A 25,343-nucleotide genomic window follows, 5' to 3' on the forward strand; every position below is an offset into this window, starting at 1 on the left:
CGTCAGCATCCTCGAAACAGCTTCCTCGCCGCTTCCGTCATTTTCTTCACGCCTCTTCTGCGCGAGGCGTAGCTCTCACCGTACTCGAAGCTGTGGGTGACGGTGGCTTTCTTGAATCGTTCGTCCAGCATGTTTCTGCAGTACTGCATGCCGCGAATGGGCGGGCAAGGCGCAAGCTCGGTATAGACCCGGGTCACCTGTTCAGGCTTGATCCCAATCTTGTCGAGGTATTCCGCGATTCTTCTTTCGGCATGCTTCCCCTGGCTGACCTGCGTGACGTAGTTGGGCATGCCGTTGTGGTCCAGGTATTCGAATACCGCGACGTTTCGTCCGCCGAAGATGCCGTTGTCCATTCTGTAGGCCTGAGCCATCTGGCTCAAGTCGGTGGAGCCGTAGTCGACTTCTGTCGAATGCAGTCCGAGCGGATCGGCCCAGGCGATCGCATTGGGCGCATAGGCGTACAGATTGCTGCCTGTGGCCAGTCGCAGGGGATCCTGGCCGACAAACTGTCCAATGTTCGAATCGAAGTACCGGTATCGATTGTAGTGAAGGCCGGTCTCTGGATCGTGGTACTGGCCTTGATAGCGAAGCGGGTTGTCGATGCTGCCGGCAGGCGCAGGCAGGGCGTGTCCCCACGCCGTATAGGTGGCCGACCACAGCGTTGCGCCCTTGCCGTCGAAAACGCGGATCGGGCTGCCGTTGGGATCGGTGTAGTAGTGAAGCAGGCGCCTGCGCGAAGCGCCGGGCTGCTCATCCGGGCCTTCGCCTTCCACCAGTGCGAGCGGGACAAAACTGTCGGGGTAATAGACGTACTCCCTGGCCTGCCCATGCGCGGTCTCCGATGGATGGCCGCGCCGGCGAGCCGCCCACCACTCTTTCACCCGGCCGATATCGATCGGTGCGGTTCTCGGCAGATCCAGCCGTTGGCGCGTTTCGCCCAGCAGCGCATCGCCGTCCCAGAAGAACCAGGTCGTGTGTGTGGCATCGCGCTTGAATGCCCGCCGGCCCAGAGCGTCATAGCCGTAGGTGACGGTCCTACCGTTCCCGCGGGTCTGCACCAGGCGGTGGTTCGCGTCCCACAGCAGCTGCAGATCCTGGGGCGCATCCGGGCTTTCTCGGCGGCGGCTCACCAGGTCGCCCGCGCGGTCGAAGACGTAGTGCAATCCGTTGTGGTCGCCCTCGCGCATCCACACGCTGGCCGGGCTGGGAGCGCCGCCGGCAACCTGCAGGGCCGGCGTTTCGCGGACCACTGTGCGCAGGCGGTCGTTGGCGGGGTCGTTCAGGAAGCGCTCGATGCGGCCCTTGGGGTCGGTGTGCTGCAGCAACCGGCCGAGCGCGTCGTAGCGGTACTCGTCCACGCCTTGGCGATTGTCGGTGCGGCGAATCAGATGGCCTGCCGCATCGTGGTCGTAGCGCGTCTCGAAAACGGGGTGCGCGTCGACGAGCACGGCCTGGGCGGTCAGCCGCCCTCCAGCCTCGTAGGCAAAGTGACGCTGCGCATGCTCGTCGAGTTGCTCGCGCGTGGCGCGGCCCAGCGCATCGCGTGTCACGAGGATGAGCGGTTCGTCGTTCACCGCGATGCTGGCGACCTGGTTGCGCAGGTCGAAAGTGCAGGCCACGCGATTGCCTGCGCTGGTCTCGCGCAGTACGCGGTTGCCGGCCGCGTCGTAGCTGCTGATCACTCGGAAGCCGTCCTGCGTTTCTTCCAGCAATCGACTCGCTGCGTCGTATCGGCGGCGCACATGCCGGCTGGGATTGCGCAGCTCCACCAGGCGGCCGGCTGCGTCGTAGGCGAACTGCTCCTGCACCTGCCGGCCAGCCTGAAGGGTGTCCGGCAGGGTCTTGCAGAGAATGCGGCCGAGCTTGTCGGTGGTGTACGCAATGCGCTGGCCCAGCGGGTCCAGCGTCGACACGAGGCGCCCGGCTCCGTCGTAGTCATAGCGCCGGGACTGGCCCCAGTAGTCGACCTCCTCGACGATGCGGCCCAGCGTATCGCGCTGCAGCGCGTAGTGCTCGCCGCGCTCGTTGGTCAGGCCGACGAGCTGTTCCTCCGTGTCGTAGCGGTAGCTCACACTGTGGCCGTCGGCCTGGGTTCGCCTGCTGACCTTCCCGAGGCCTGCATACTCCAGCCGTGTTTCGGCGCCCGCCTCGTCGACATGGCAGACGAGCTGGTCCTCTGCATCGTAGGCGCAGGCGATCTGCGAGCCATCGGGCTGGAAGATGCGTACCACGCGGCCCTTGCCGTCGTGGTGATAGCGGGTCCAGCGATCCAGTGGATCGCACTGCGCCGTCAGCCGTCCCAGTGCGTCATGCTCGAATCGGCTCGCATGCCCGAGCGGGTCGCGCAGCGAGGCCAGTTGGCCGTGCGCGTCGTAACTCAATTCGGTGACGGCGCCGCGTGGGTCGGTGATGCGCGTCAGCTGGCCGCGGCTGTCATAGGCGAAGTGCGTTGCTGCACCCAGGGGGTCGGTCTGGCTGAGCAGCAGGCCGCGCCCGTCGCTGCTCCGCGGCCACCGATGCCCGAGCGGATCGATCACGGCCAGCACCTGGTCCTGTTCGTCGTACTCGGTGCCGGTGCTGCTGCCATCCGGCAACTGCATGCGCAGCAGGTTGCCGCGTGCGTCGTACGCAAAGCGGGTGCACAGGCCCTCAGGGCCGATCACGGCCACCGTGCGGCCCGACTCGTCGTACTCGAAGACGGTCACGCCGCCAAGCGGATCGACTTCGCACAGCGGCAGCCGGTTCTCGTCCAGCGTGACCACCGACACATGGCCGAGCGAGTCGGTCACCCGAGTCTGGCGCAGCGTGTCGTCGTAGGCAAAGCGGTAGTCGTACAGGCCATCGTCGCCCCAGGCGTGGACGACGCGCCACCGCGTGTCGTACGCGTAGCTGAACGACAGGCCCAGCCTGTCGGTGTGCCGCACCATGCGGTGCTCGACATACTCGAAACTGCGCGCGGCACCCAGCGCATCGAGCACTGCCGCGAGGTCGGCCTGCTCATGGCGATAGCTCACCAGGACGTGTGGCCGTTGCGTGTCAGGGTCCTGCAGCGCCATCTCGCGGATGCGTCCCGCCTGTGAGCCCACCTCGATCACGCGGCCCGGCTGCGCGCCGTGGCCCCTTTCGACGATGCGCATCAGCTGCCGGCCCCGCCACACGAATCGCCAATGGTTGCCGCAGGCATCCTCGATCCGTTCGATGGGAACGACGCGCCCGCTGCCGGGCATGACCATTGCGGCGGCGGGCTCGAAGCAGTGGCGCAACCCGTCTTTCGTCCTGACGACCAGCGTCCCGCCGGTGCGCCACAGCCGCGCACCGTCGATCACATCCAGCAGATAGTGCGTGCTGCCGTCGACCTGCGGGAGCCCCTCGAACAGCGCCACCTGTCCCGGGCCGATGAAGCACACCGTGCCGTCTGCGGCGATCTCCAGGCGGATGTCGGCGGGGGTCTGCCATCCATGGCCGCACACGCCGTCGTGGCTGCTGCTCGATGAGTACTCGCGAGTCCAGGCCAGCGGCAGTCGCCCAGGAATCTCGAAGTCCTGGTGCTCCACCGAGACGCTGCCGTCGCGCAGGTCGACGGGTTCCGCCCGCAGCACCTTGCACTTCAGGAACCCGGAAGGCATGTTCTTGAACACCTTGCGAGCCGCCGCCTTGAACCCCTTGCCCAGCGCCTTCAGGAATGCGCGGCTCATCATGCTGGCCCATGAGATCGTCGGCGGCCCGCCGACGAACACGTTGACCGGCAGCGCAATGTTGAAGGTCGTCGGCAGCAGCAGGCTCAGATGGACCTTCTTGGCCAGCTTCTTGGGGCGAAACGGCGGGATCATGCCGACCACGTTGCAAGCCAGCACCGGCATGGTGATGCGCGAGAACGGATCACCGTCGGCGAGAACGATGCGGCTACCCATGAACAGTTCGTCGTCGAACTGCGGGCCCGCCGGTGCACGGATCACCGGCATCGGCGCGCCGATGAGGATATGGAAGTCCAGGCCGCCGGTGCCCGCGTTGGCGCGCTTGACGCCTGCCACCTCCACCGTGGCACCCAACGGAATGGGCACGCTCTCTGGTGCCCCCGCCGTGGCGCCGGGCGGTGCGGGGACTTCTGGAGCGCGCGTGCTCTCGCCGATCAGGCTCAACCCGTCCTGCATGACGTTGCCGGCCGCGGAGAGCGCCTGCAGCACCGGGTTGTCGGGCGAGACGCTGATGGTCGGCAGGTAGTCGAATGGATCGAACACCATGCCGATGTGCAGCGAGGGCCATACGCCGGGCGGCGCCAGGTAGGTGTGGGCATCGATGCCCAGCTGGGGGTCGAAGTGCTTGGCCGCGAAGAACAAGGTGCTGTCTCTCTGGCGTGCGGTGGGGTGAAGCGGCGCGACCCAGTTCAGGCCGCTTCGACGAAGGGCTGCGGATCGGGCAGGCGGGCGAACGCGGGCGCCTCGCGCCATTCGTCGACCCCCTGGTCCAGCGGATGGCTCACATGCGGCAGCCCGCTCCAGGCCGGATCGAGCCACTGCCGGCCCAGCGCAATGACGGTGCGGAACACGTCCTCGCTGCCCTGGACCCATTTCTCGCGCTCGCGCAGCAGGGCCTGGAACACCTGCTCGTAGCGCTGCGCGAGCCGCGCCTCGATGGCGTCGATCGCGGGCCGCGGCGGCCGCTCGCCCAGCCGATGGCCGGCCAGGTCGGCTTCGACCACGGCCGCGCGCGCGCCGCGCTCGTAGCGGGTGGCGCAGTGCGCGATGCGCTCGCAGCGCTTGGGGTCCTGCATGACGAGCATGTCGTGCAGCAGCTGCGGCACGGTGCTCCAGGGGCGGTCGGCGTCGGCCATGGTGCGCGCCTCGCGGATGCCGGCCAGCGCGGAGGTCCAGGCCCGGTCGCGCTCGCCGGCGCTGCGCCAGGCCTGGGCCGCGGCGCGCTGGCCTTCGATGGCGAACATGGAGTGGGGCACGCGGCGGGCCGCTTCGGCGGCCTCTTCGAACGCATGGGCGGCCTGCTTCATGTCGCCCGCCGCGGCCCAGGCGCCGCCTTCGGCCATCCAGCCCTGCATGAACAACGTGGCACCCATGGGATTGCCGGCCTGCGCCGCCTCGGCCGCCGAATCGCGGGCCCTGCGGTAGCGCGCGATCGACGCGACGAAGTCGCGCGCCTGCAGCCAGGCGCCGCCCACCATCATGTCGAGCACGGCGCGCTGGTCGGCCCAGCCGTTGCGCGTGGCCAGCCGCAGGGCGCGTTCGCCCGCGGCCTGCACCCCGGCCGCGTCGCCCAGGCGCAGCAGCGACAGCATGTCGGCATAGAGTTGGCGGAAGAGGGCCACGCCGCTGCCCCCGCCGCCGCTCTGGGCGGCGATCTCGCGCGCGGCCTCGAGGATGTCCAGCGGCGCATCGACCACGCGCATCGCGCCCGCATGCCGCTCCACCAGCGGCTGCCAGGCGCGCGAGTCGCTGTCGTCCACCAGCACCAGCCGCAGCAGGCCGGCCTCCTGCGGCGGCACGGCCGTCTGCATCGCCGCGTCGAACCAGCGCTCGAAGCAGTTGACGTCGCTCACGCTGCCGGGCTGCAGCACGACCGACATGCGCTGGCAGCGCAGGTGCCGCGCGAGCGAACAGCCGGCCTCCACGAAGCCGGCGGCGCTGTCCCAGCCGGGCTGGCCCTCTTCGTCCCAGTTGGCCGAGACACCCTGCTTCACGAGCTGCGGCCGGTTGTGCCTGTACGTGTCGATCAGCTGCTGCCGCAGTTCGCGGCTGTAGCGAAAGCCGGTCTCGAAGGCCGTGTCCAGCCGCAGGAAGAGATCGGGCGTGCTGTATTCGCTGTCGACCATCTGGAGCGTGAAGAAGGCCTCCAGCATGCGCTGCGAGTCGGGCGGCGCGCGCAGCACGATGGCGCGCAGGGCCGGGTCATCGGTGCGCTCCCACCACAGGTCGTGCAGCTGGGCCATGCGCTTCTCGACGGGGTTGCGTGTCGACATGGCGGCCTCAGCAGTTCAGGAAGATCTTGGTGCCGTTGACCGTGACGCCGGCGTCGTCCAGCATCAGGTTCGCGCTGCCGGCGCGCAGCACGATGCGCCCCGGCGTCACCTCCACGGTCGTACCCTCGACGTTGAGCACCACGCTGGTCGGGCTCGCGTGCGTCATGGCGCCGGAGGCGTAGGTGTCCAGCGTGCCGCCCTCGGCGCTCACGCCGACATTGGTCGAGGCCACGGCGGAAAAGTCTCCGCCCTGCGCGAACAGGCCCACGTTGAGGGCGGCCGTTCCATAGATGTTGGCGGCCGAGCTGGTCAGGGAGAAGTCGCCCTGCGAAGTGGCCGAGGCCGGGCCTGCCGGCACGGTCAGCGTCATCGCGTCGTTGTAGGTGCCGGTGTGCGACCTGGCGGAGACCTGGTAGGCCTGTCCGATGGTGGTGGTCTGGCCGAGGGCGACGTTCCAGGTGTCGCTGTCCTGGACCGTGACGCTGCGGGCCTGCGCCACCGCGAGCGAATCCGTGCCCGTGACCGAGGTGCTCTGGTTGCCGGTGACGCTGGCGGTGCGATTGGCCTTGGCGGTGTGGGTCTGGTCGCCCGTGACCGTGAGGGCCTCGGTGCCGGTGATCGAGTGGCTGCGGTTGGACTTGACGGTGACCGTCTCGTCGCCATCCACCGTCTCGGCGCGCTTGCCGTGGACCGTGATCGTCTCGTTGCGGTCCACCGTTTCCGTGCGGTCGTTCTTGATGTGATTGGTTTCGTCGTGGTCGACGGTCTTGGTGCGGTCGCGGCCCACCGTGTGCACCTCGTCGTTCTCGACCTCGATCAGCTGGTCCTTCTCCGCATGCAGCCAGAGCTGCTCTTCGCCCTTCTTGTCCTCGAAGCGAAGGGCGTTCGCGTTCTCGCTGGTGCCGCCTTCAGAGCTGCGCGACAGCAGGCCGCTCTGCGTCGCGTTGGCCGGCAGCTCCCACGGCGGCATGTTGTCCGCGTTGTAGACGCGGCCGGTGATGATCGGCCGGTCCGGGTCGCCGTATTCGAAGTCGACCACCACCTCCTGCCCGATGCGCGGAATCTGCATGCCCCCGAAGTTGTTGCCGGCCCACGGCGAGGACACCCGCACCCAGCACGAACTGCTTTCGTCCCTGGTGCAGTAGCGGTTCCAGTGAAAGCTGAGCTTCACGCGCCCGTACTGGTCGGTCCAGATCTCGCGGCCCGCGGGGCCGGTGACCACCGCGGTCTGCGGGCCGGCGGTGCGCGGCTTGGCCGCGTCCGGGGTCGGGCGGAAGATGTTGCTTGCCGGGATGACCTCGAACTCGACATTGCACTGGAACTCTTCCTGCCCGGTGGCGTCACCCGCTTCCTGCAGGAACAGGCGTGCCACCGTGACGAGATAGTCGGCGTTCGCGCTGTCCTGCGGATGGCCGGCCAGTGTGAAGCGATAGCCGGCCGCCACGCCCCGCAGGTTGCCCGCGCCGCTGGCCACCTGCCCCGGCGCACCGGCTTCTTCCATGCGCGCACGCGCGAGCTGCTCGCCCTCGGATTCCACGGCGTAGTTGCCGGGCCACGCGAACACCTCGCGCGTGCTGTGCTGCGTGCGCCGCGGCATCGCGCGGGCCTGCGTGAGGTCCGCCTTCGGCCGCGTGAAGTCGAAGTCGCCCGTGACCCACTTGCCGCTTTGCAGGCCTTCGGACAGCCGGAAGCGGTGGCAATGCTCCTCGTTGGACGATGCCTGCACGGCGCTGAAGGGAACCTGCTCGTAGCCGCCGGCCGGAAAGGGCCGGTGCGACTGCATGTCGTCGACGATCACCATCGTGTGGCCGGCCTCGCCGTGCTCGAAGTAGTAGTACAGGCCCCACTCGTGCAACAGGCGGCTGACAAAGTCGTAGTCCGTCTCGCCATACTGCACCACGAACTCGCGCGCGGGATAGCTGCCCGTGGCCCGGACCGAAAGCGCAAAGCCGTACGCGCCGAGCACTTCGCCCACCGTGTCGAGCACGCTGTTTTTCTGGAAGATCTTGAAATCGCGCGTTCGCTGGGCCAGGCTCAGCCAGGGCTCGATGACCACTTCGTAGAGCGCCCGCCTGTTCTCCAGGCGCAGGAAGCGGGCGCGCGTCACCAGGCCGGAAATGTGGCGCTCCTGCCCGGCGCCGCCGGTGCGTCCGTCAAGCAGGATGTGCACGCTGAACTCCTCGCCGATCAGGGGCTTGAGCTGGACGTTCGCCGCCGAGCGCGCATCGATCTCCGGCGACTCCGGCGTGGTCAGCGTGATGGTGTAGCTGTAGGGGCGGCTGAGGGCTTCTTCCCCCTCCACCCGCATCGGTTCAAGTGCATCCATGCCTGCGAACGTGGGCATGGCGCTGGAAGTTGCGGCGAGCTTGCGGCCGCGGTTGAAGTCGGACATGGCGTTGAGACTCCCTGGATTGGGTCCATATTTCCTTGACCAAAACACAAATTAGCTTCTTGCGTCTCCCTACACTTCGGCATGGCCAAGGAAAAAACTCTCTTCGTCTGCAGCGAATGCGGCGGCACCAGTCCCAAGTGGCTCGGCAAATGCCCGAGCTGCGGCGCCTGGAACACTCTCATCGAACAGGTGGCGGGCGGCAGCGGCCCGGCCAACAACCGCTTCGGCACGCAGTACGCCGCGCTCGCGGGCGTGTCGGAGCTCGCAACCCTCTCCGAAATAGAAGCGACCGACGTCGCGCGCACGCCCACCGGGCTCGACGAGCTCGACCGTGTGCTGGGCGGCGGCATCGTCTCGGGCGGCGTCACGCTGATCGGCGGCGACCCGGGCATCGGCAAGTCGACCTTGCTGCTGCAGGCGGTCGATGCGCTGCAGCGCGCGGGGCAGAACGCGCTCTACGTCACCGGCGAGGAAAGCGGCGCGCAGGTGGCGCTGCGCTCCAGGCGCCTGGGCCTGGATCACTCCCAGGTGCAGGTGCTGGCCGAGATCCAGCTCGAGAAGATCATCGCCACGCTCGACGCCACGCGCCCGGCCATCGCGGTGATCGACTCGATCCAGACCGTGTACTCCGACCAGCTCACCTCCGCGCCGGGCTCGGTGGCCCAGGTGCGCGAATGCGCGGCCCACCTCACGCGCTTTGCCAAGACCAGCGGCACGGCCGTGGTGCTGGTGGGCCACGTCACCAAGGAGGGCGCGCTTGCCGGCCCGCGGGTGCTCGAGCACATGGTCGACACGGTGCTGTACTTCGAGGGCGACACGCATTCGAGCTTCCGCCTCGTGCGCGCCATCAAGAACCGCTTCGGCGCCGTGAACGAGATCGGCGTGTTCGCCATGACCGAGCGCGGCCTGAAGGGCGTCGCCAACCCGAGCGCGATCTTCCTGAGCCAGCATGCCGAGCCGGTGCCCGGCAGCGTGGTGCTGGTCACGCTCGAAGGCACGCGGCCGATGCTGGTAGAGATCCAGGCGCTGGTCGACAACGGCGGGCCGAGCCCGCGCCGCCTCTCGGTGGGCCTGGACCGCGACCGGCTCGCCATGCTGCTGGCCGTGCTGCACCGCCATGCGGGCGTGGCCTGCATGGACCAGGACGTGTTCGTGAACGCGGTGGGCGGGGTGCGCATCAGCGAGCCCGCGGCCGACCTGGCCGTGATGCTCGCCATCACCTCGAGCCTGCGCGGCAAGCCGCTGCCCAGGGGATTCATCGCATTCGGCGAGGTCGGCCTTGCGGGCGAAGTGCGCCCCGCGCCGCGCGGCCAGGAGCGCCTGCGCGAAGCGGCCAAGCTGGGCTTCAGCGTGGCCGTGGTGCCCAAGGCGAATGCGCCGCGCAAGGGCACGAAGGAGATCGAAGGTCTGACGATCCATGCCGTAGAACGTATCGAGGAGGCGATGGACGTGGTCCGCCGCCTGGATTAAGACCGGTTGCCAGGGAAAAAATGCCCGGCGCGCCAGGGACGCGCCGGGCGATCCTCCCTGTTCCCACGATGTGTGCCATGTTGTGCTGGCAACCTCGGTTGCCTCTCCCCTGAAGCCAGTTGCGTCGGCCCCGTTCGGTGAAATGTGCCTGCTGGAACCAGGACTCGGGGCGCTTTTCGAGGCGAGTACCGCCTTGTGCACCTGGCAGTAGCAACGGCCGCTACCGCACGCGGCGACAATGCGCGCCATGAATTTCCAGAAAATACTGGTGCCCGTGGGCGCCATCGTCCTGCTCGGGCTGGCCTGGCGCAGCGGTGGCTGGGGCGGTGTGGCCCTGGCGGGCGGGGCCATCGTGATGTTCCTGCTGCTGCACTTCCACCGCGCGATGCAGGTGCTCAAGCGCGCAGCCGACCGCCCGATCGGCTACGTGGCGAGCGCGGTGATGCTCAACGCCAAGCTCAAGCCCGGCGTGACGCTGATGCACGTGATTGCGATGACGCGCGCCCTGGGCGAACTGCGCTCGCCCAAGGACGAGCAGCCCGAGCTCTACCGCTGGACCGACACCGGCGGCTCGCATGTCGACGCCGTGTTCAACGGCGGCAAGCTGCAGAGTTGGACGCTGACGCGGCCCGAAGCCGCGCCCGACGACGCGCCGTCTTCCGAAGAAGACAAGGCGGGCTAGGAAGAAGCGAAGAAGCGCCGGCCGTCAGAAGGGCGCGTCTTCTTCCTCGGCTTCGGCATCGGCCGGCGTGGTGGTGGTAGGCACTTCCGCGGCAGCCTTCGGCGCTGCTGCGTCCGTTGGCGCGCCGCTGAAGGCCGCCTCGCCGCCCAGTGCGTCGAGCAGCGCCGGCACCAGCTGGCCGAGTTCGCCGGTGGCAATGGCCACGTCGGCATCGAAGTTGTCTTCCTTCTTGCCGCCGGCCGCGCCGTCGCCCGTGCCTTCGAGGAACACGATCTTGCGGATCAGCATGCCGTGCGTCAGCTCGAAGGACACGCGGTCGTCCCAGGTGAGCGCCAGGCGCGTGGGGCGCTTGCCGTCGGTGATGTGCTTTTGCACTTCCTCGATGTCGAGCGGGTGCTTGGCGTAGCGCACCACGGCCTTGGAGTCGTCCGAAGCCTTGAGCTCGCACTCGCGGTCGATGGTGAAGCCGGCGGGCGGCTCCTGCGTCAGGAGCCAGTTGGCCATGGCGGCGGCCGGCTCCACCTGCGTGTTGATGAGGGCCACCGCAAAGCCGTCGAGCGACTTCACGAGGCTGGTGACCACTTCGTCGGCGCGCGCGGCGTTGCCGCTGTTGATCACCAGGCGGCGCTCGGCCTTGTCGATCCACACGGCCACGCGGGCGCTGCGCGTGAAGGCCATCGGCAGCAGCTCGAGGGTGATGTCCTCCTTGAGCTCTTTCTTTTCCTTCTTGCCGGGCTTGCGGCCGGTGGTGGCCTCGATCTGCGCGCAGCGCTCGTCGAGCTTGCGGCGCACCACGGAGCCGGGCACAGCCTTGCTCTCGATCATGTATTCGACCAGCCACTGGCCGTCGATGGATTCGACCAGCGGGCCGTTGGCTTCGCCGCGGGGTTCGACCCAGCCGGCGGATTTTTCCTGCGAGGGGCCGCAGGGCTCGAAGCGCGCCTTGGCGAGCGCTTCTTCGGCCTCGGCCAGTGTTTGGGACCAGGCAGGTTCGATGCGATAGACGATGACGTTCTTGAATACGGACACGGAAACCCTTTTTTCCACTGGTTTGGACAACCGGCCATTGTCGGGCACGGCGTTCCGGCGGCCACCGTAAAATCGAAAGCTTTTGCGACTTCCCCCGGTCGCTCCCCACACAGCTCCCAAAGGAATCAGGAAATGAGCTCGATCCCCCCCTCGCTGGACGACCGTGACGGCAAGATCTGGATGGACGGCGAACTCGTGGACTGGCGCGACGCCAAGATCCACGTGCTGAGCCACACGCTGCACTACGGCTGCGGCGCCTTCGAGGGCGTGCGCGCCTACAAGACGGCCGACGGCAGCACTGCCATCTTCCGCCTGGCCGAGCACACCGAGCGCCTGTTCAACAGCGCCAAGATCCTGCGCATGAAGATTCCCTTCACGCAGGAACAGCTCAACGAAGCCCAGAAGCAGGTCGTGCGCGAGAACAAGCTCGAAAGCTGCTACCTGCGCCCGCTGATCTGGATCGGCTCCGAAAAGCTCGGCGTGAGCCCCAAGGGCAACCGGATCCACGCCATGGTCGCGGCCTGGTCCTGGGGCGCCTACCTGGGCGAAGAGGGCATGAAGCGCGGCATCCGCGTGAAGACCTCCAGCTTCACCCGCCACCACGTCAACATCACGATGACGCAGGCCAAGACGGTGAGCAACTACACCAACTCGATCCTCGCCAACATGGAAGCGCTGGACGACGGCTACGACGAGGCGCTGCTGCTCGACGCGAGCGGTTTCGTCTCCGAAGGCGCGGGCGAGAACATCTTCGTGGTCAAGGGCGGCGTGGTCTACACGCCCGACCTCTCGGCCGGCGCGCTCAACGGCATCACGCGCAACACCATCCTGCATGTGTGCAAGGACCTGGGGCTGGAGCTGGTGCAAAAGCGCATCACGCGCGACGAGGTCTACATTGCCGACGAGGCCTTCTTCACCGGCACGGCTGCTGAAGTCACGCCCATCCGCGAGCTCGACCGCATCGAGATCGGCAACCGCGGCGACGGAGGCTCGCGCGGCCCCATCACTGAAAAGATCCAGTCTGCCTTCTTCGACATCGTGAACGGCAAGAACCCCAAATACGCCCACTGGCTCACGAAAGTCTGAGAAAACCCATGCCTACCAACGCAGTCGTCGAACTCCTGGCCAGGGAACTCAACCATCAGGGCGGCGTGTTCTGCCCCAGCCCCAAGGCCGACATGAAGCTCTGGGACACCCATCCCAAGGTCTACCTGGACGTGGCGCGCACCGGCGAAGCCAAGTGCCCGTACTGCGGCACCGTCTACCGCCTGAAGGCGGGCGAGACGGTGTCGTCCCGGCATTGACCGTTCGCAACCGCTGAAGCCAAGCGCAGCAGCGGCAGTCGCAGACAGCTATCGGGATTGCGGCGGGACCTCGAGCGCCGCTGCGATGCGGCGCGTCGGCCACAGGTCGCGCCAGGGCTGCGTATCCCGCGGTTCCTGCGCGAGCCGCAGGTAGACCATCGCGATCCACAGCAGCGCCAGCCCGATCTGCGCGTCGCGCACGGCCGAGTTCACGCTCGACGCGATCAGCGCGATCAGCGTGGCCGCCAACGCGTAGCGGCCCGCGATGTCGGGCCGCTTCCACGCCTGCCAGACGGCGCCCGCCATGATCACCAGCAGGCTCAGCAAGGCCGGCAGCCCGCCTTGCGCGCCGACCCACAGGAAGTCGTTGTGCGGCATGTTCGAGTCGGCGAAGAGCGCCGGGCCGCGCTTGTGCCACTGGTCGGTCCAGCCGCCGATGCCCCAGCCGGCGAGCGGCCGGTCGGCGATCATGAGGCCGGTGTCGCGGTACATGTAGTAGCGGATGACCCAGCTGCCCTTGAAGATTTCGCCGGCCTGCGCCTTCTCGATTTCCTCCACGCCGGTCTCGACCTTGTGCTGCAGCTGCGGCACCTGGTAGAGCGCGGCCGCCAGCACCACGGCTCCCAGCACCAGCGCGCTCACCAGCATCTTCAGGTGGCTGCGCCATTGGTGGATGCAGATCACCGGGATCACCAGCATCAGCGCGAGCACCGAGGTGCGCGAGGTCAGCGGCAGCGCCACCACCAGCCCCAGGCCCAGCACCAGCGCAAAGGCCGGAACGGCGCGCAGCGGCCGGTGCGCGGCGATCTGCGCGATGCCCCACACAGCGGCCGTGGACGCCACCACGCTGAACAGCAGCGCATTGCTGATCGACTTGTTGCCCACTTCCATGACCACCGCGCGCAGCGGCGACCAGATCGGAAAGCCGATGGCGTAATAGGCCACGATCAGCAGGATGTTCAGCGCCGCGATCAGCAGGAAGCCGCGCAGCGCCCAGACCGCTTCCTCGCGCGTGAGCGCCATCGCCATGAGGATGGTGAGGCCGATGCGCAGGCCGTGGAACAGGTTCGAGCCGGTCTGGGGGTAGTGCGGCCCGATGGCCAGCACGATGAAGGTCCAGGCCAGGTACGCCACCAGCGGCCACCACAGCGGGTTGGCGCGCAGCCGCGCGAAGCGCTCGCGCAACCCGCCGGCCAGCAGCATGGTGGCGAGCAGCAGCAGGGCCGAAAGGTAGGTGACGCCGACGGGCATGAACACCACCAGCCCCCAGAACATGGCCGCGGGCCTGACGATGTGCGATCTCTGCATAGGGGCGGGATTTTAGGTGGGGCCGGCAGGCCCCAGGCTGACTTGCCCCGACGCACCCCCGGGGCGTGGGCTCAGTGCGCGGGTGCGCCCGCCGGCAGGCGGATCACGAAGCTCGCACCGCCCTCCGGGCCGTCTTCGCAGCGCACGCTGCCGCCATGCCGCTCGGCGATCGACTTCACCAGCGCGAGCCCCAGGCCGACACCGCCGTTGCGCTCGCTGGCGCCGGGCAGCCGGTAGAAGGGCTCGAAGATGCGTTCGCGCAGGGCCGGCGGCACGCCCGGGCCGCGGTCGGTGACGCGCACCGTGGCAAAGCCGTTGGCGCTGCCGAGTTCCACGCTGATTTCGCCGGCGCCGTAGCGGCGCGCGTTCTCCAGCAGGTTGCGGATCGCGCGGCGCAGCAGGCGCGAGACGCCGGGCACGGTGAGCCTGGCGTTGTCGGTGCCTTCGACCAGGTCGAGCTCGGCATTCACCTGCGCGCACTCCTCGGCCGCGAGCCCCGTGAGGTCGACCGCCTCGATGGTGCCCATGTCGGCCTCGCTCGCATCGAGCCGGCTGGCCAGCAGGATCTCGTCGATGAGCTGGTCGAGCTCGCCGATGTTGCGCGAGATTTCCTCGCGCGCCTTGGGGCTCGGGCGCTCGCCCATCAGCTCCAGGCCCATGCGGATGCGGGTGAGCGGCGAGCGCAGCTCGTGCGATGCATTGGCCAGCAGCGACTTGTGCGAACGCACCAGCTGTTCGATGCGTTCGGCCGACGCGTTGAAACGTTTGGAGAGATCAGCCACTTCGTCCTGCCCTTCTTCGATCACGCGCACCGAGAGGTCGCCCTCGCCCCAGCGCTGAACGCCGCGCTGCAGCGCCTCCAGCCGCTGGGTGAGCCGCCGCACGATCGGATACACGCCCAGTGCCACTGCAATGCCCACGAGCGCGATCATCCAGCCCAGCCCGAACGGCGTGCGCCAGGGCGCGAATCCGCCGGTGCCCGAGGGCCGGTCGCGCGGCGCCACGCGCAGCGTGATGGCCCTGCCGTCGCCGAGCGTCACGTCGAACTCCAGCCCCTGGCCCGGCACGCGCAGCGCCTTGCCGGTGCCGATGGGCTTGTCCTGCGCATCGAGCACCACCACGTTGCGCGGCACCGGCGCCAGCCGCTCGCGCTCGGCCTCGGCCGCCTCGCGCACGATCCAGTTGGCCATCAGCGTGAGGATGACCACGCCGCCCACCACCGCGAGCCAGATGCGCACGTAGAGGTGGCGGGAGTAGAGGCTGCGCAGCATCGGCCGGTCAGTCCTGCTGCTTGGCGAACACGTAGCCCACGCCGCGCACCGTGAGGATGCGCTTGGGGTTCTTGGCATCGACCTCGATGGCGGCGCGGATGCGGCCCATGTGCACGTCGATCGAGCGGTCGAAGGCCTCGAGCTCGCGGCCGCGCACGGCCTCCATGATCTGGTCGCGCGTGAGCACGCGCCCGGCGCGCTCGGCCATGGCCACCAGCAGGTCGAACTGGTAGGAGGTCAGGTCGGCCAGCGCGCCGCCCACCGACACGGTGCGCGCGTTGCGGTCGATCTCGAGCGTGCCGAAGCGCATCACCGTGCTGGCTTCGGTGTCGGCATTGTTCTCGCTGCGCCGGCGCAGCACCGCGCGGATGCGCGCGAGCAGCTCGCGCGGCTCGAAGGGCTTGGGCAGGTAGTCGTCGGCGCCGATCTCCAGGCCGATGATGCGGTCCATCGGATCGCCCTTGGCGGTGAGCATCAGCACCGACACCTTGGAAGCCGGCGGCGGCAGCGAGCGGATGCGGCGGCAGATCTCCAGGCCGTCGGTGTCGGGCAGCATCAGGTCGAGGATCACGAGGTCGGGCGCGTGCTGCTGCAGCTGCTCGAGGCCGCTCGCGCCATCGCCGGCATGGGTGAAGAGGAATCCCGACTGCGTCAGGTATTCGCCCACCATCTGTGCCAGGCGGGCGTCGTCTTCGATCATCAGGAGCTGGGGGGTACTCATGCGCTTCATGGTCGTGCACGGGGGGCAACGGGGCTTGAACGCTCCGTAAAGTTGGGTAAACGCGGCTTCCGGCTGTCATCCGGAAGTGCTGCGAAAAGCATAGCGCCGGCTTGCACGCTGGCGGGCAGGCCGGCGATGTTTTCCTCGAGTATCGAGGGCAGGGCGCAATCGCCCAGGTCCGCATTGTCCGCCCGCGCGCGCGCGAGGATCTCGCCGGCCAGTTGGCGCAGCTGCGCGGCCGAGGCCCGGATGCGCGCCTTGAACGCGGCGTCGCCCAGCCGCGGGTCCTTCAGACTGCGGTTGAGCTCGGCGAACCAGGGCATGGCGGCCTGGTCGAGCATCACGGGCGCGTTGCGCCTGGCGCTGGCCGCGGACCAGCGGCGCAGCAGCTGCTGCACCGCGAGGTTCAGGCGCTGGCAATGCTGCAGCTCGTCCTTCAGGCTGCCCAGCAGCACCAGGTCGGTGAGCCGCTGCTGGAAGAAGATCTGCGACAGCACGCCCCAGTAGTAGGCGTAGTCCCAGATCACCTTCACCGGCAGCACCTCGGGGTCGCCGAACAGCGGGTACTGGTCCTGGTAGAGCGCCAGCGTGCTTTCGTAGAACGAGTGGTAGATCTGGTCGTAGAGCTGCGCACGCGCTTCCACCGGGTGGCCCGCGCGGTCGTGTGCCACCAGGTCGGCGATGTAGGTGTTGCTGATCGCGATGAAGTCGCTGCCCGGCGAGTAGAAGGGGTCGAGGAACAGCCCGGCCTCGCCCGTCAGGGCCCACCTCTGGCCCGAGAACACCTGCCGGCAGCCGTGCGAGAAGTGCTTGAGGAACGCGAAGTCCTGCAGCAGGTGCCGCTTGCCGTCGAGCGCGTCGTACAGCCGCGGCTGGTAGGTGGCGAACCACCGCATGGCCTTGTCGAAGGTGTCGATGGTGTCGAGCGGGTGCAGCTTCGGATCGGCCACGATGCCCACCGAATGCGAGCCCGAGGCCAGCGGAATCAGCCAGGCCCAGTAGCCCGCGCCCACCAGGTGGTTGGTCGAGAGCCAGCGCGCCTGCGGATCGCAGCGACCGCGCCAGGCGGCGTCGTCGCTCCACTCGTCGATGGCAATGCGCTCGCCGATGCGGAACCACACGGCGTTGACGTCGTGCGCGTTGGCCTCGGCCAGGCCGAGCTTGCGCTTGAGCAGGCCGGCGCGGCCGCAGGCATCGACCAGCCAGCGCGCCTCGGCGCTGTGGGTTTCGCTGCCGCGTGTCCATTCGAGGCGGTGCGGCGCCTCGGCGCCCTGGGCCAGCTCGACGCGGCGCACCAGCGCGGCATCGTCGAAGCGCACGCCGCGCCGCACGGCTTCCTCGGCCAGGTAGTTCTCGAAGATGCCGCGGTCGATCTGGTAGCTGGGCACCGCCAGGTAGCGGCTGGCGCCGATCTCGGTGACCTGGTCGATGTCGCGCCGGCCCTCGCTGAAGAAGAAGCGGAAGCCGAACTTGCGCAATTGCGCGCCGTCCATGTGGGGCTTGAGGCCGAGCACCGTGTCGAAGTAGTGCGCGCCGATCTCGACCGACGACTCGCCCACCTTGTGCGCCGCATGCGGCACCGGGTGCGTGCGGCGCTCCAGCACCAGCACGTCGATGTCCTGGAAGCGCTGCTTCAGCTGCAGCGCCAGGGTCAGCCCCGCGAGCCCGCCGCCCATGATCACTGCGTCACATCGTTGCGCAGTGCCGGTCATGGAGCCTCAGTCCCGGATCGGCCGCAGTTGCAGCCGCAGCAAAAGGGTGGAGGAAAGCGGCAGGCCGATGGGCGGCGGCGGGCCGTCTGCGTCCAGCCGCGCCAGCGCTTCGAACAGGCCGAGCGCATGGGCCATCGGGTTGATGTGCGCCAGGGTCTTGGCGGCGTCGGAAAGCGGCGCTGGCGCGGAGCCGTCGCCACCGCCGTCGTCCACCGACCAGTCGAGCGCGGCCACGGCGCGCGCCGTGCGCTCCGGCGCGATCACCAGCGCCACGGCCAGCAGGCCCTGGCTGTCGGTTACCGAGGTCAGCGGGCCCACCGTGGGCGTGTCGTAGCCCACCAGCAGCACCGGCGACTGGTCGGCCGCGCATTGCACGGCCGCTTCGAGCAGGCCGGCCGCAAAGCTGTTCTCGTAGGCCGAGACCGAGTTGCTGGCCGCCATGCAGCCGGTTCCTATGGTCCAGTAGCCCACGGCCGCGTTGTGCACCGAGTTGTGGAAGCGCGTGGGCGACAGCACCGTGGGATCGGTGGCCAGCGTGCTGCACATGTAGTCGTTGATCGACAGGTCGCCATGCGCCGAGACGAACACGCAGGGCACGTCGGCCGCGTTGCGGCCCGAGGCCGCCATCGACGCGGCGGCCACTTCGAGCGCCAGCGCCACCGTGTCGGGTGCGCGGCGGCGCTCGGCCGGCGCCAGCACCTGCGGCGACGGCCGCTTGGCCGGCGGATCGGCCAGCCCGCCTTCGCCGCGGAAGGCAGCGCGCGCGGCGTCCCAGCCCGGCAGGGTGGGCGTCCAGAAGGCCGGGCCTTCGATATAGAGAGTCGGGGGCGTGGGGACGCTCATGCTGGTTGTCATTGGATGGCCCCTTCGCGGAACACCGTGGAACCGGCTTTGCCGGGCCACTGGTGTTGCCCCCGGTAGGGGGAGGGAGAAGCGACACGAAGTGCGCGGAGCCTGGGGGCGAGCCTCATACCTTTGCCTTGCCGAACACCAGGGAGCAGTTGTTGCCGCCGAAGCCGAAGGAATTGGTCAGTGCGTAGCGCACCTCGCCATGCGCGGGCGCGAGCCGGATCTGCGGGCCGAAGCCGGCGTCGAGCTGGTTCGTGTTGACCGTGCCCGGCATCAGGCCGCGCTCGATCGCGAGCAGGCTGATCACCGATTCGACGATGCCCGCCGCGCCCAGCGTGTGGCCCATGAAGCCCTTGGTCGAGCTGGCATGGGTGCGCGCCGGAAAGCGCCGCGCCACCAGCGCGCCTTCGACCTCGTCGTTCTTCTGGCTCGCGGTGCCGTGCATGTTGATGTAGTCGATCGCCTCGGGCGCGAGGCCCGCGCGCGCCAGCGCCTCGTCGAGCGCGCGTTCGGCGCCCAGGCCCTCGGGGTGCGGCGTCGACATGTGGTGCGCGTCGCTGGCTTCGCCGTAGCCCAGGAGCCGCAGCGGCGCGGCGTCGTCGTCCTGCACGCGCTCCACCAGCGCGAAGCCGGCCGCCTCGCCGAGGCTGATGCCCTTGCGGCTCGCATCGAACGGCCGGCACGGTTCGCTCGACACCAGTTCGAGCGAGTTGAAGCCGAACAGCACGCTGCCGCACAGCGTGTCGACCCCGCCGACCACGGCAGCGTCGGCCAGGCCCAGGCGGATCAGCCGCTCGGCCGAGGCGAACACCTTGGCGCTCGACGAGCAGGCGGTGGAAATCGTCTCGCTCGGCCCGGTGAGCCCGAGCACCTGCTGCACGAACATGGCCAGCGAGTGCGGCGTGTGCACGGCCGCACGGCGCTGGTCCATGGGAAAGAGGCCGTCGGCGTCGAGCTGGGTGTAGGCCAGCTCGGTCTCGCCGATGCTGGAGGTCGAGGTGCCGAGGATCAGCGCGATGCGCGACGGGCCGTATTTGGCCCGCGCGGCCGCCACGGCCTCGGGAAAGCCGTCCGCATGCAGGCCCAGCCAGGCCAGCCGGTTGTTGCGGCAGTCCCACGAGGCCAGCGCCTCGGGCAGGCGGATGTCCTCGAGCCCGTCGACCCGGCCGATCCAGGTGGGCAGCGGCGCATCGCCGAAATCGTTGGCGCGCAGGCCGCTGCGCGAATGCTCGAGCGCCTCGGCGAGCGGCTCCTTGCCGACGCCGACGGCCGAAGTGGCCGTGAAGGCGCTGATCTGAAGGGGAGAAATGCGGGGCGGCACGTTGCTTGTGGGTTGGCGGACGGAAGGTGGATGATCGCTCTGGGAGCGAAGCGGAGGTAAGCGGAAAGTGACAGCCTACCAGTTGCGCGGGCCCCCGGGCGTCAGCTGTTTTCCCATGCGGACCGCGCCCTATTGACGCCCGGCCGGGGCCTTGGTGGTGGTGATGCGGGCGGCCAGCGCCACCAGCAGCAGCACCGGCACGCCCAGGAAGGCGGTGGCGGTGAAGAACTGGGCATAGCCGTGGCTGTCGACAAAAGCACCCGAATAGCCGGCAATGAACTTCGGCAGCAGCAGCATCAGCGAGCTGAACAGGGCGTACTGCGTGGCCGAATAGCTGATGTTCGTGAGGCTCGACAGGTAGGCGATGAAGGCCGCCGAGGCAATGCCGCCGGCCAGGTTGTCGGCCGACACCACCGCGATCAGCGCCGTCAGGTCGTGCCCGCGCGAGGCCAGCCAGGCAAAGAGCAGGTTGCTCGCGGCGCTGAGCACCGCGCCCAGCATCAGCACCCGCATCACGCCCAGGCGCATCGACAGCACGCCGCCCACGAAGGCGCCGGCCAGCGTCATGACCACGCCGTAGATCTTGCTGACCGTGGCCACCTCGTCCTTGGTGAAGCCCATGTCCACGTAGAAGGGGTTGGCCATGATGCCCATCACCACGTCGCTGATGCGGTAGATGGCAATCAGCGAGAGGATCAGCGCGGCCTGCCACTTGTAGCGGCGGATGAAGTCGGCAAAGGGCTCGATCAGCACGCTTTGCAGCCACTCGGCCGCGTTCCTTGCCTTGGGCAGCACGCGGCGCACCGGCTCGGGCGACAGCAGCACGGTGAGCACGCCCACCGCCATCGAGGCCGCCATCACCAGGTAGGCCGTCTTCCAGGCGCCGTTCTGGTAGGCCGCCGCGCCCGTGGCACCGGCCGCCGGCGCCACCTCGGCCCAGGCCGCCACCCAGAGCACGCCGGCGCCGGCCCAAATCATCGCGAGCCGATAGCCCGTTTGATAGGCGGCGGCGAGCGCGGCCTGCTTGCGCGTTTCGGCCGATTCGATGCGGAAGGCGTCCAGCGCGATGTCCTGCGTGGCCGAGCCGAAGGCCACCAGCAGCGCGCACCAGATCAGCGGCGCGAGGCCCTGGCGCGGATCGTTGAGCGCCATGCCGACCAGCCCCGCGATCACCACCCCCTGCGCCAGCAGCAGCCAGCCGCGCCGGCGCCCGAGCAGCGTGGTCAGCGGCGGCAGCGGCAGCCGGTCGACCAGCGGCGCCCAGACCCACTTGAAGCCATAGGCCAGGCCCACCCAGCTCAGGTAGCCGATGGTGGTGCGGTCGATGCCCGCCTCGCGCAGGCGAAAGCTCAGCGTGCCCAGCACCAGCAGCAGCGGCAGGCCGGCGGAAAAGCCCAGCGCCAGCATGCGCAGCGTGGCGGGCTCGAGGTAGACCTTCAGCGCATCGCGCCAGGGCAGGGAGGGGGCGGTGGAGGTTTCGGCGGGCTGGGCAGACATGAACTTCGGATTGTCCATGAGCGCGCGCCGCCTGCCGAGCCGTCTTTTTGTCGGCAATTGTTCCTATGATCCGCGCATGTGCACACGATGCGAGCTTCTCCTTTCTTCCGCGGCTTCCTCGGCGTCGCGCGCCTCGGCCTGGCAGCCGCGGCGGGCCTTCCTGCTCGCGGCGGCCGGTGCGGCGCTGGCCGGCCCGGCCCTGGCGCAGGTGAATGTGGGCAATGCCTCGGTGGCGCGCAACCTGGTGCCGGCCGACCGGATCGAGGCCGCAGGCGTGCAGCAGTACGGCCAGTTGCTCGAACAGGCGCGCGCCAAGCGTGCGCTCGCGGGCGACGGCAACGCGCAGCTGCAGCGGCTGCGCACCATCGCGAACCGGCTGATTCCCTTTGCCACGCCGTGGAACTCGCGCGCGCGTGAATGGAAATGGGAGGTCAACCTGATCGGCAGCAAGCAGATCAACGCCTTCTGCATGCCGGGCGGCAAGATCGCCTTCTTCACCGGCATCCTCGAACAGCTCAAGCTCAGCGACGACGAGGTCGCCATGGTGATGGGGCACGAGATGGCCCACGCGCTGCGCGAGCACGCACGTGCCCGCATGGCCAAGAGCGCGGGCACCGGCGCGGCGCTTTCCATCGGCGCGCAGCTGCTGGGCCTGGGCCAGATGGGCGACCTGGCGGCGCGTGCCGGCACGCAGCTGCTGACCCTCAAGTTCAGCCGCAGCGACGAGACCGAGGCCGATCTCGTCGGGCTCGAGCTCGCGGCGCGCGCGGGCTACGACCCGCAGGCCTCGGTGTCGCTCTGGAAGAAGATGGCCGTGGCGTCGAAGAACCAGGGCGGGCTGAGCTTTCTGTCGACCCACCCGAGCGGGCCGGACCGGATCCAGAAGCTCGAGGCCAACCTGCCGAAGGTCGAGGGGCTTTACAAGGAAGCCAAGCGCAGCTGAGGCGTGAGCCACCTCTTCTTCTGAAAGAGGGCTGTATCTTGCTCCCTCTCCCGGAGGGAGAGGGAGTAAATCCATGACGGCCTGTTCTCGCCTGGCACATTGCTTGCATCTCGACTTGTACACAAGTTTGGATGCCTGATGATGGTGCATGAAGAAAACGGATCGGCTGCCGCAGCGTGGATTGCCCGCTTTCCCCAGCCCGTGCCCGGCACGGGCACGGGCCGCCTCGCGGGCCTGCGCTTTGCCGTCAAGGACAACATCGACGTGGCCGGCATGCCCACCACGGCCGCCTGCCCGGCCTTCGATCGCCGGCCCGCGCAGCATTCGGCCGTGGTGCAGAAGCTGCTCGATGCCGGTGCATCGCTGCTCGGAAAGACCAACCTCGACCAGTTCGCCTGCGGCCTGAACGGCACGCGGTCGCCGTACGGCGAAGTGCCCAATGCCTTCGACGCGCGCTACGTCTCGGGCGGCTCCAGCTCTGGGTCGGCCTATGTGGTGGCCGCCGGCGAGGTCGATTTCGCGCTCGGCACCGACACCGCCGGCTCGGGCCGCGTGCCCGCCGGGCTCAACAACATCGTCGGACTCAAGCCCTCGCGCGGCCTGCTGAGCGCCTTCGGCGTGGTGCCCGCCGCCCAGAGCGCGGACTGCGTGTCGATCTTCGCGCGCACGGTCGGCCTGGCCGTCGATGTGCTTCTTGCGGCCGCCGGACCCGACGCGCGCGACCCTTATTCGCGGGCGCTTGCACTGCGCAGCGATCCGTTTCCGGCGGCCTTCCGTTTCGGCGTGCCCGACACGCTGAGCTTCTTCGGCGATGCCGCCGCCGAGCAAGCCTTCCGCGATGCGCAGGTGAGGCTCGCCGCCCTCGGCGGCACGGCCGTGGCAATTCCCTATGCGCCGCTGGCCGAGGCCGCCGCGCTGCTCTACGAGAGCGCGCTCGTGGCCGAGCGCTATGCGGCGGTGCGCGGGTTCTTCGATGCGCACGGCTCCCAGGTGATCGAGCCGGTGCGCGGCATCCTCGAAAGCGGCCGCGGCTACAGCGCCGCCGACGTGTTCGAGGCGCAGACCCGCCTGCGTGCCATCGGGCAGCAGGTCGAGCCGATGTGGCGCGGCATCGACCTGCTGCTGGTGCCGACCGCGCCCACGCACTACACGCGCGAACAGATGCGCGCCGACCCCGTGGTGCTCAACCGCAACCTCGGCGCGTACACCAACTTCGTCAACCTGCTGGACTACGCCGCCATCTCGGTACCGAGCTCGCTGCGTGCCGACGGCCTGCCCTTCGGCATCACGCTGATCGGCCCGTGCGGCAGCGATCTTGCGCTGGCCGAACTGGGCCAGCGCTATCACCACGCCACCGGCCTGCCGCAGGGCGCCACGGGCCTGCCGCTGCCCGAGCCGCGCCCCATTCCGGGCCTGGGCGCTTCGCCAGTGCAGGCCATGCCCATCGCCGTCGTCGGCGCGCACCTCTCGGGCATGCCGCTCAACGGCCAGCTCACCGAACGCGGCGCCACGCTGCTGCATGCCACCACCACCGCGCCGCGCTACCGCCTGCACGCCTTGCCGGGCACCATGCCGCCCAAGCCGGGGCTGCAGCGCAGCGCCGTGGGCGGAACCGCCATCGCGCTCGAAGTGTGGTCCGTGCCCGTGGCCGAGGTCGGCAGCTTCCTGGCGCTGATCCCGCCTCCGCTGGGCCTGGGCAGCGTCGAGCTCGCCGACGGCAGCTGGGTGCACGGCTTCATCTGCGAGGGCCATGCGCTGGCCGATGCCGAGGACGTGAGCCACCACGGCGGCTGGCGCGCCTACATCGCGAGCCGCGCTGCGGCCTCTTCCCAAGCCATTCCAACCTGACCGATCGAGGAGTCTTCATGAGCACCCCTGAGAAATCGCCCGCGGCCGCCGCTGCGTCGCGCCGCCAACTGCTGCAGGCCGGCGCCGCGGGGCTGGCCGTGCTGGCCGCGCCTGCCATCGTGCGCGCGCAGGCCGCGCCCAAGATCCGCATCGGCTTCTGGCCCGTGGCCGCGGGCCTGCCCTTCTTTGCCGCGGTCGACCGCGGCTACTTCAAGGAAGCGGGCCTGGAGGTGGAGCCGCTCAAGTTCGCGGGCGCGCAGCAGGTCATGGAAGGCATGCTCGCGGGCCGCTGCGACGGCAGCTCCAACGGCACGGGCTCGGCCAACCTCGCCATCGGCGAGATCGCGCAGCCGGGGCTGTTCAAGATCTTCTGCACCAACCCGAGCAACGCCAGGTTCGTGCTCGACGAATTCATCGTCGCCAAGGACAGCCCGATCAAGACCGTGGCCGAACTGGCCGGCAAGAAGATCGCGTCCGGCCCCGGCATCCAGAACGTGACGCTGTGCAAGACCATGCTCGAGCGCGCGGGCGCCAAGGGCGCCACCGTGAGCGAGCTTCCCATCGGCCAGCATGTGGCCGCGCTCGTCGCGGGCCAGGTCGACGCCTGCTACACGCTCGAGCCCACCGGCACCGTGGGCCGCATGAACGGCACCACGCGTGTCATCGAGGCCGGCGTGGTCGCCAAGTACATCCTCGGCGATCCGATGGCGCCCTGGCACGGCGGCGCGGCCAGCCTCACCAGCGAGTTCATCAAGAAGAACCCCGAAGTGGCAAAAAAGTACATCGCCGCCTATGCGCGCGGCGTGGAGTTGGTGCGCAGCAAGCCCGACGACGCGCGCCAGCACATGAAGGGCTACACCGCCATCGAAGGCAGCCTCACGGCCGAAGTGCCGCTCGCCTCGTACATGCTCTACAACGAGTTCAAGCCGAGCGACGTCGCGTACTTCCAGAAGTTCTACGACCTGTTCACCGAGAAAGGCATCTTCGAGAAGAAGGTGCTGGTGGACGGCCTGCTCTACAAAGCCTGA

18 protein-coding genes are annotated in these 25,343 nt (G+C 68.9%); 7 read left to right on the forward strand and 11 right to left on the reverse strand.

The features are described from left to right. Positions 1–2: 2 nt before the first annotated feature. Genes RZE77_RS01320 through RZE77_RS01330 form a run of 3 tightly spaced genes read right to left on the reverse strand, consistent with a single transcriptional unit; the run spans position 3 to position 8,360 of the window. Positions 3–4,337 carry an RHS repeat-associated core domain-containing protein gene (locus RZE77_RS01320; protein WP_319440353.1) on the reverse strand — a complete coding sequence of 1,445 codons (4,335 nt, stop codon included), beginning with the start codon at positions 4,335–4,337 and terminating at the stop codon, positions 3–5. A gap of 47 nt (positions 4,338–4,384) precedes the next feature. Next, the gene (locus RZE77_RS01325) at positions 4,385–5,968 is read right to left on the reverse strand and encodes a hypothetical protein (protein WP_319440354.1); all 1,584 of its coding nucleotides are present in this window, start codon (positions 5,966–5,968) and stop codon (positions 4,385–4,387) included. 7 nt (positions 5,969–5,975) lie between these two features. Continuing rightward, a complete protein-coding gene (locus RZE77_RS01330) occupies positions 5,976–8,360 on the reverse strand; it encodes a type VI secretion system Vgr family protein (RefSeq protein ID WP_319440355.1) in 2,385 nt (794 codons plus the stop codon). Between the two features lie 81 nt (positions 8,361–8,441). Here RZE77_RS01330 and radA point away from each other — a divergent pair, with 81 nt between their 5' ends. Then, a complete protein-coding gene (gene radA / locus RZE77_RS01335; protein WP_012745415.1) occupies positions 8,442–9,830 on the forward strand; it encodes a DNA repair protein RadA in 1,389 nt (462 codons plus the stop codon). Between the two features lie 238 nt (positions 9,831–10,068). Beyond that, complete coding sequence (locus tag RZE77_RS01340; RefSeq protein ID WP_319440356.1) at positions 10,069–10,512, forward strand: glycerate kinase; 444 nt, start codon at positions 10,069–10,071, stop codon at positions 10,510–10,512. Between the two features lie 24 nt (positions 10,513–10,536). Here the strand turns inward: RZE77_RS01340 and RZE77_RS01345 are convergent, their stop codons facing one another. Further along, positions 10,537–11,541 carry a recombination-associated protein RdgC gene (locus RZE77_RS01345; protein WP_319440357.1) on the reverse strand — a complete coding sequence of 335 codons (1,005 nt, stop codon included), beginning with the start codon at positions 11,539–11,541 and terminating at the stop codon, positions 10,537–10,539. A gap of 132 nt (positions 11,542–11,673) precedes the next feature. On the opposite strand from RZE77_RS01345, the gene RZE77_RS01350 reads away from it, so the two are divergent. Both RZE77_RS01350 and RZE77_RS01355 read left to right on the forward strand, forming a co-directional pair. Further along, positions 11,674–12,627, forward strand: a complete 954-nt coding sequence (locus RZE77_RS01350) for a branched-chain amino acid transaminase (protein ID WP_319440358.1) — start codon at positions 11,674–11,676, stop codon at positions 12,625–12,627. Between the two features lie 8 nt (positions 12,628–12,635). Next, positions 12,636–12,845: a zinc-finger domain-containing protein gene (locus tag RZE77_RS01355; protein ID WP_012745419.1), complete on the forward strand. Its 210-nt coding sequence runs from the start codon at positions 12,636–12,638 to the stop codon at positions 12,843–12,845. A 48-nt stretch (positions 12,846–12,893) separates the two neighbouring features. Here RZE77_RS01355 and RZE77_RS01360 read toward each other — a convergent pair whose 3' ends face one another. The 7 genes from RZE77_RS01360 to RZE77_RS01390 all read right to left on the reverse strand — a co-directional run bounded on the left by RZE77_RS01360 (position 12,894) and on the right by RZE77_RS01390 (position 21,524). Then, complete coding sequence (locus tag RZE77_RS01360) at positions 12,894–14,153, reverse strand: O-antigen ligase family protein (protein WP_319440359.1); 1,260 nt, start codon at positions 14,151–14,153, stop codon at positions 12,894–12,896. A gap of 71 nt (positions 14,154–14,224) precedes the next feature. Then, positions 14,225–15,424, reverse strand: coding sequence for an ATP-binding protein (locus RZE77_RS01365; RefSeq protein WP_319440360.1), 1,200 nt, complete (start codon positions 15,422–15,424; stop codon positions 14,225–14,227). A 7-nt stretch (positions 15,425–15,431) separates the two neighbouring features. Continuing rightward, the gene (locus tag RZE77_RS01370; RefSeq protein WP_012745423.1) at positions 15,432–16,154 is read right to left on the reverse strand and encodes a response regulator transcription factor; all 723 of its coding nucleotides are present in this window, start codon (positions 16,152–16,154) and stop codon (positions 15,432–15,434) included. Further along, a complete protein-coding gene (locus RZE77_RS01375) occupies positions 16,151–17,857 on the reverse strand; it encodes an NAD(P)/FAD-dependent oxidoreductase (RefSeq protein ID WP_319440361.1) in 1,707 nt (568 codons plus the stop codon). Before RZE77_RS01375 ends, RZE77_RS01370 begins: the two co-directional genes overlap by 4 nt. Before the next feature lie 6 nt (positions 17,858–17,863). Continuing rightward, the gene (locus RZE77_RS01380; protein ID WP_319440362.1) at positions 17,864–18,700 is read right to left on the reverse strand and encodes a beta-ketoacyl synthase chain length factor; all 837 of its coding nucleotides are present in this window, start codon (positions 18,698–18,700) and stop codon (positions 17,864–17,866) included. A 124-nt stretch (positions 18,701–18,824) separates the two neighbouring features. Next, the gene (locus RZE77_RS01385; protein WP_319440363.1) at positions 18,825–20,027 is read right to left on the reverse strand and encodes a beta-ketoacyl-[acyl-carrier-protein] synthase family protein; all 1,203 of its coding nucleotides are present in this window, start codon (positions 20,025–20,027) and stop codon (positions 18,825–18,827) included. Positions 20,028–20,156: 129 nt separating this feature from the next. Continuing rightward, a complete protein-coding gene (locus RZE77_RS01390) occupies positions 20,157–21,524 on the reverse strand; it encodes an AmpG family muropeptide MFS transporter (protein ID WP_319440364.1) in 1,368 nt (455 codons plus the stop codon). Between the two features lie 76 nt (positions 21,525–21,600). On the opposite strand from RZE77_RS01390, the gene RZE77_RS01395 reads away from it, so the two are divergent. The 3 genes from RZE77_RS01395 (at position 21,601) to RZE77_RS01405 (ending at position 25,343) form a co-directional block, all read left to right on the forward strand. After that, positions 21,601–22,467, forward strand: a complete 867-nt coding sequence (locus tag RZE77_RS01395) for a M48 family metallopeptidase (protein WP_319440365.1) — start codon at positions 21,601–21,603, stop codon at positions 22,465–22,467. Between the two features lie 138 nt (positions 22,468–22,605). Beyond that, a complete protein-coding gene (gene atzF / locus RZE77_RS01400; protein WP_319440366.1) occupies positions 22,606–24,315 on the forward strand; it encodes an allophanate hydrolase in 1,710 nt (569 codons plus the stop codon). Between the two features lie 17 nt (positions 24,316–24,332). Continuing rightward, a complete protein-coding gene (locus RZE77_RS01405; protein ID WP_319440367.1) occupies positions 24,333–25,343 on the forward strand; it encodes an ABC transporter substrate-binding protein in 1,011 nt (336 codons plus the stop codon).

The organism is Variovorax sp. SPNA7 (assembly GCF_033807855.1).
GTDB lineage: Bacteria > Pseudomonadota > Gammaproteobacteria > Burkholderiales > Burkholderiaceae_C > Variovorax > Variovorax beijingensis.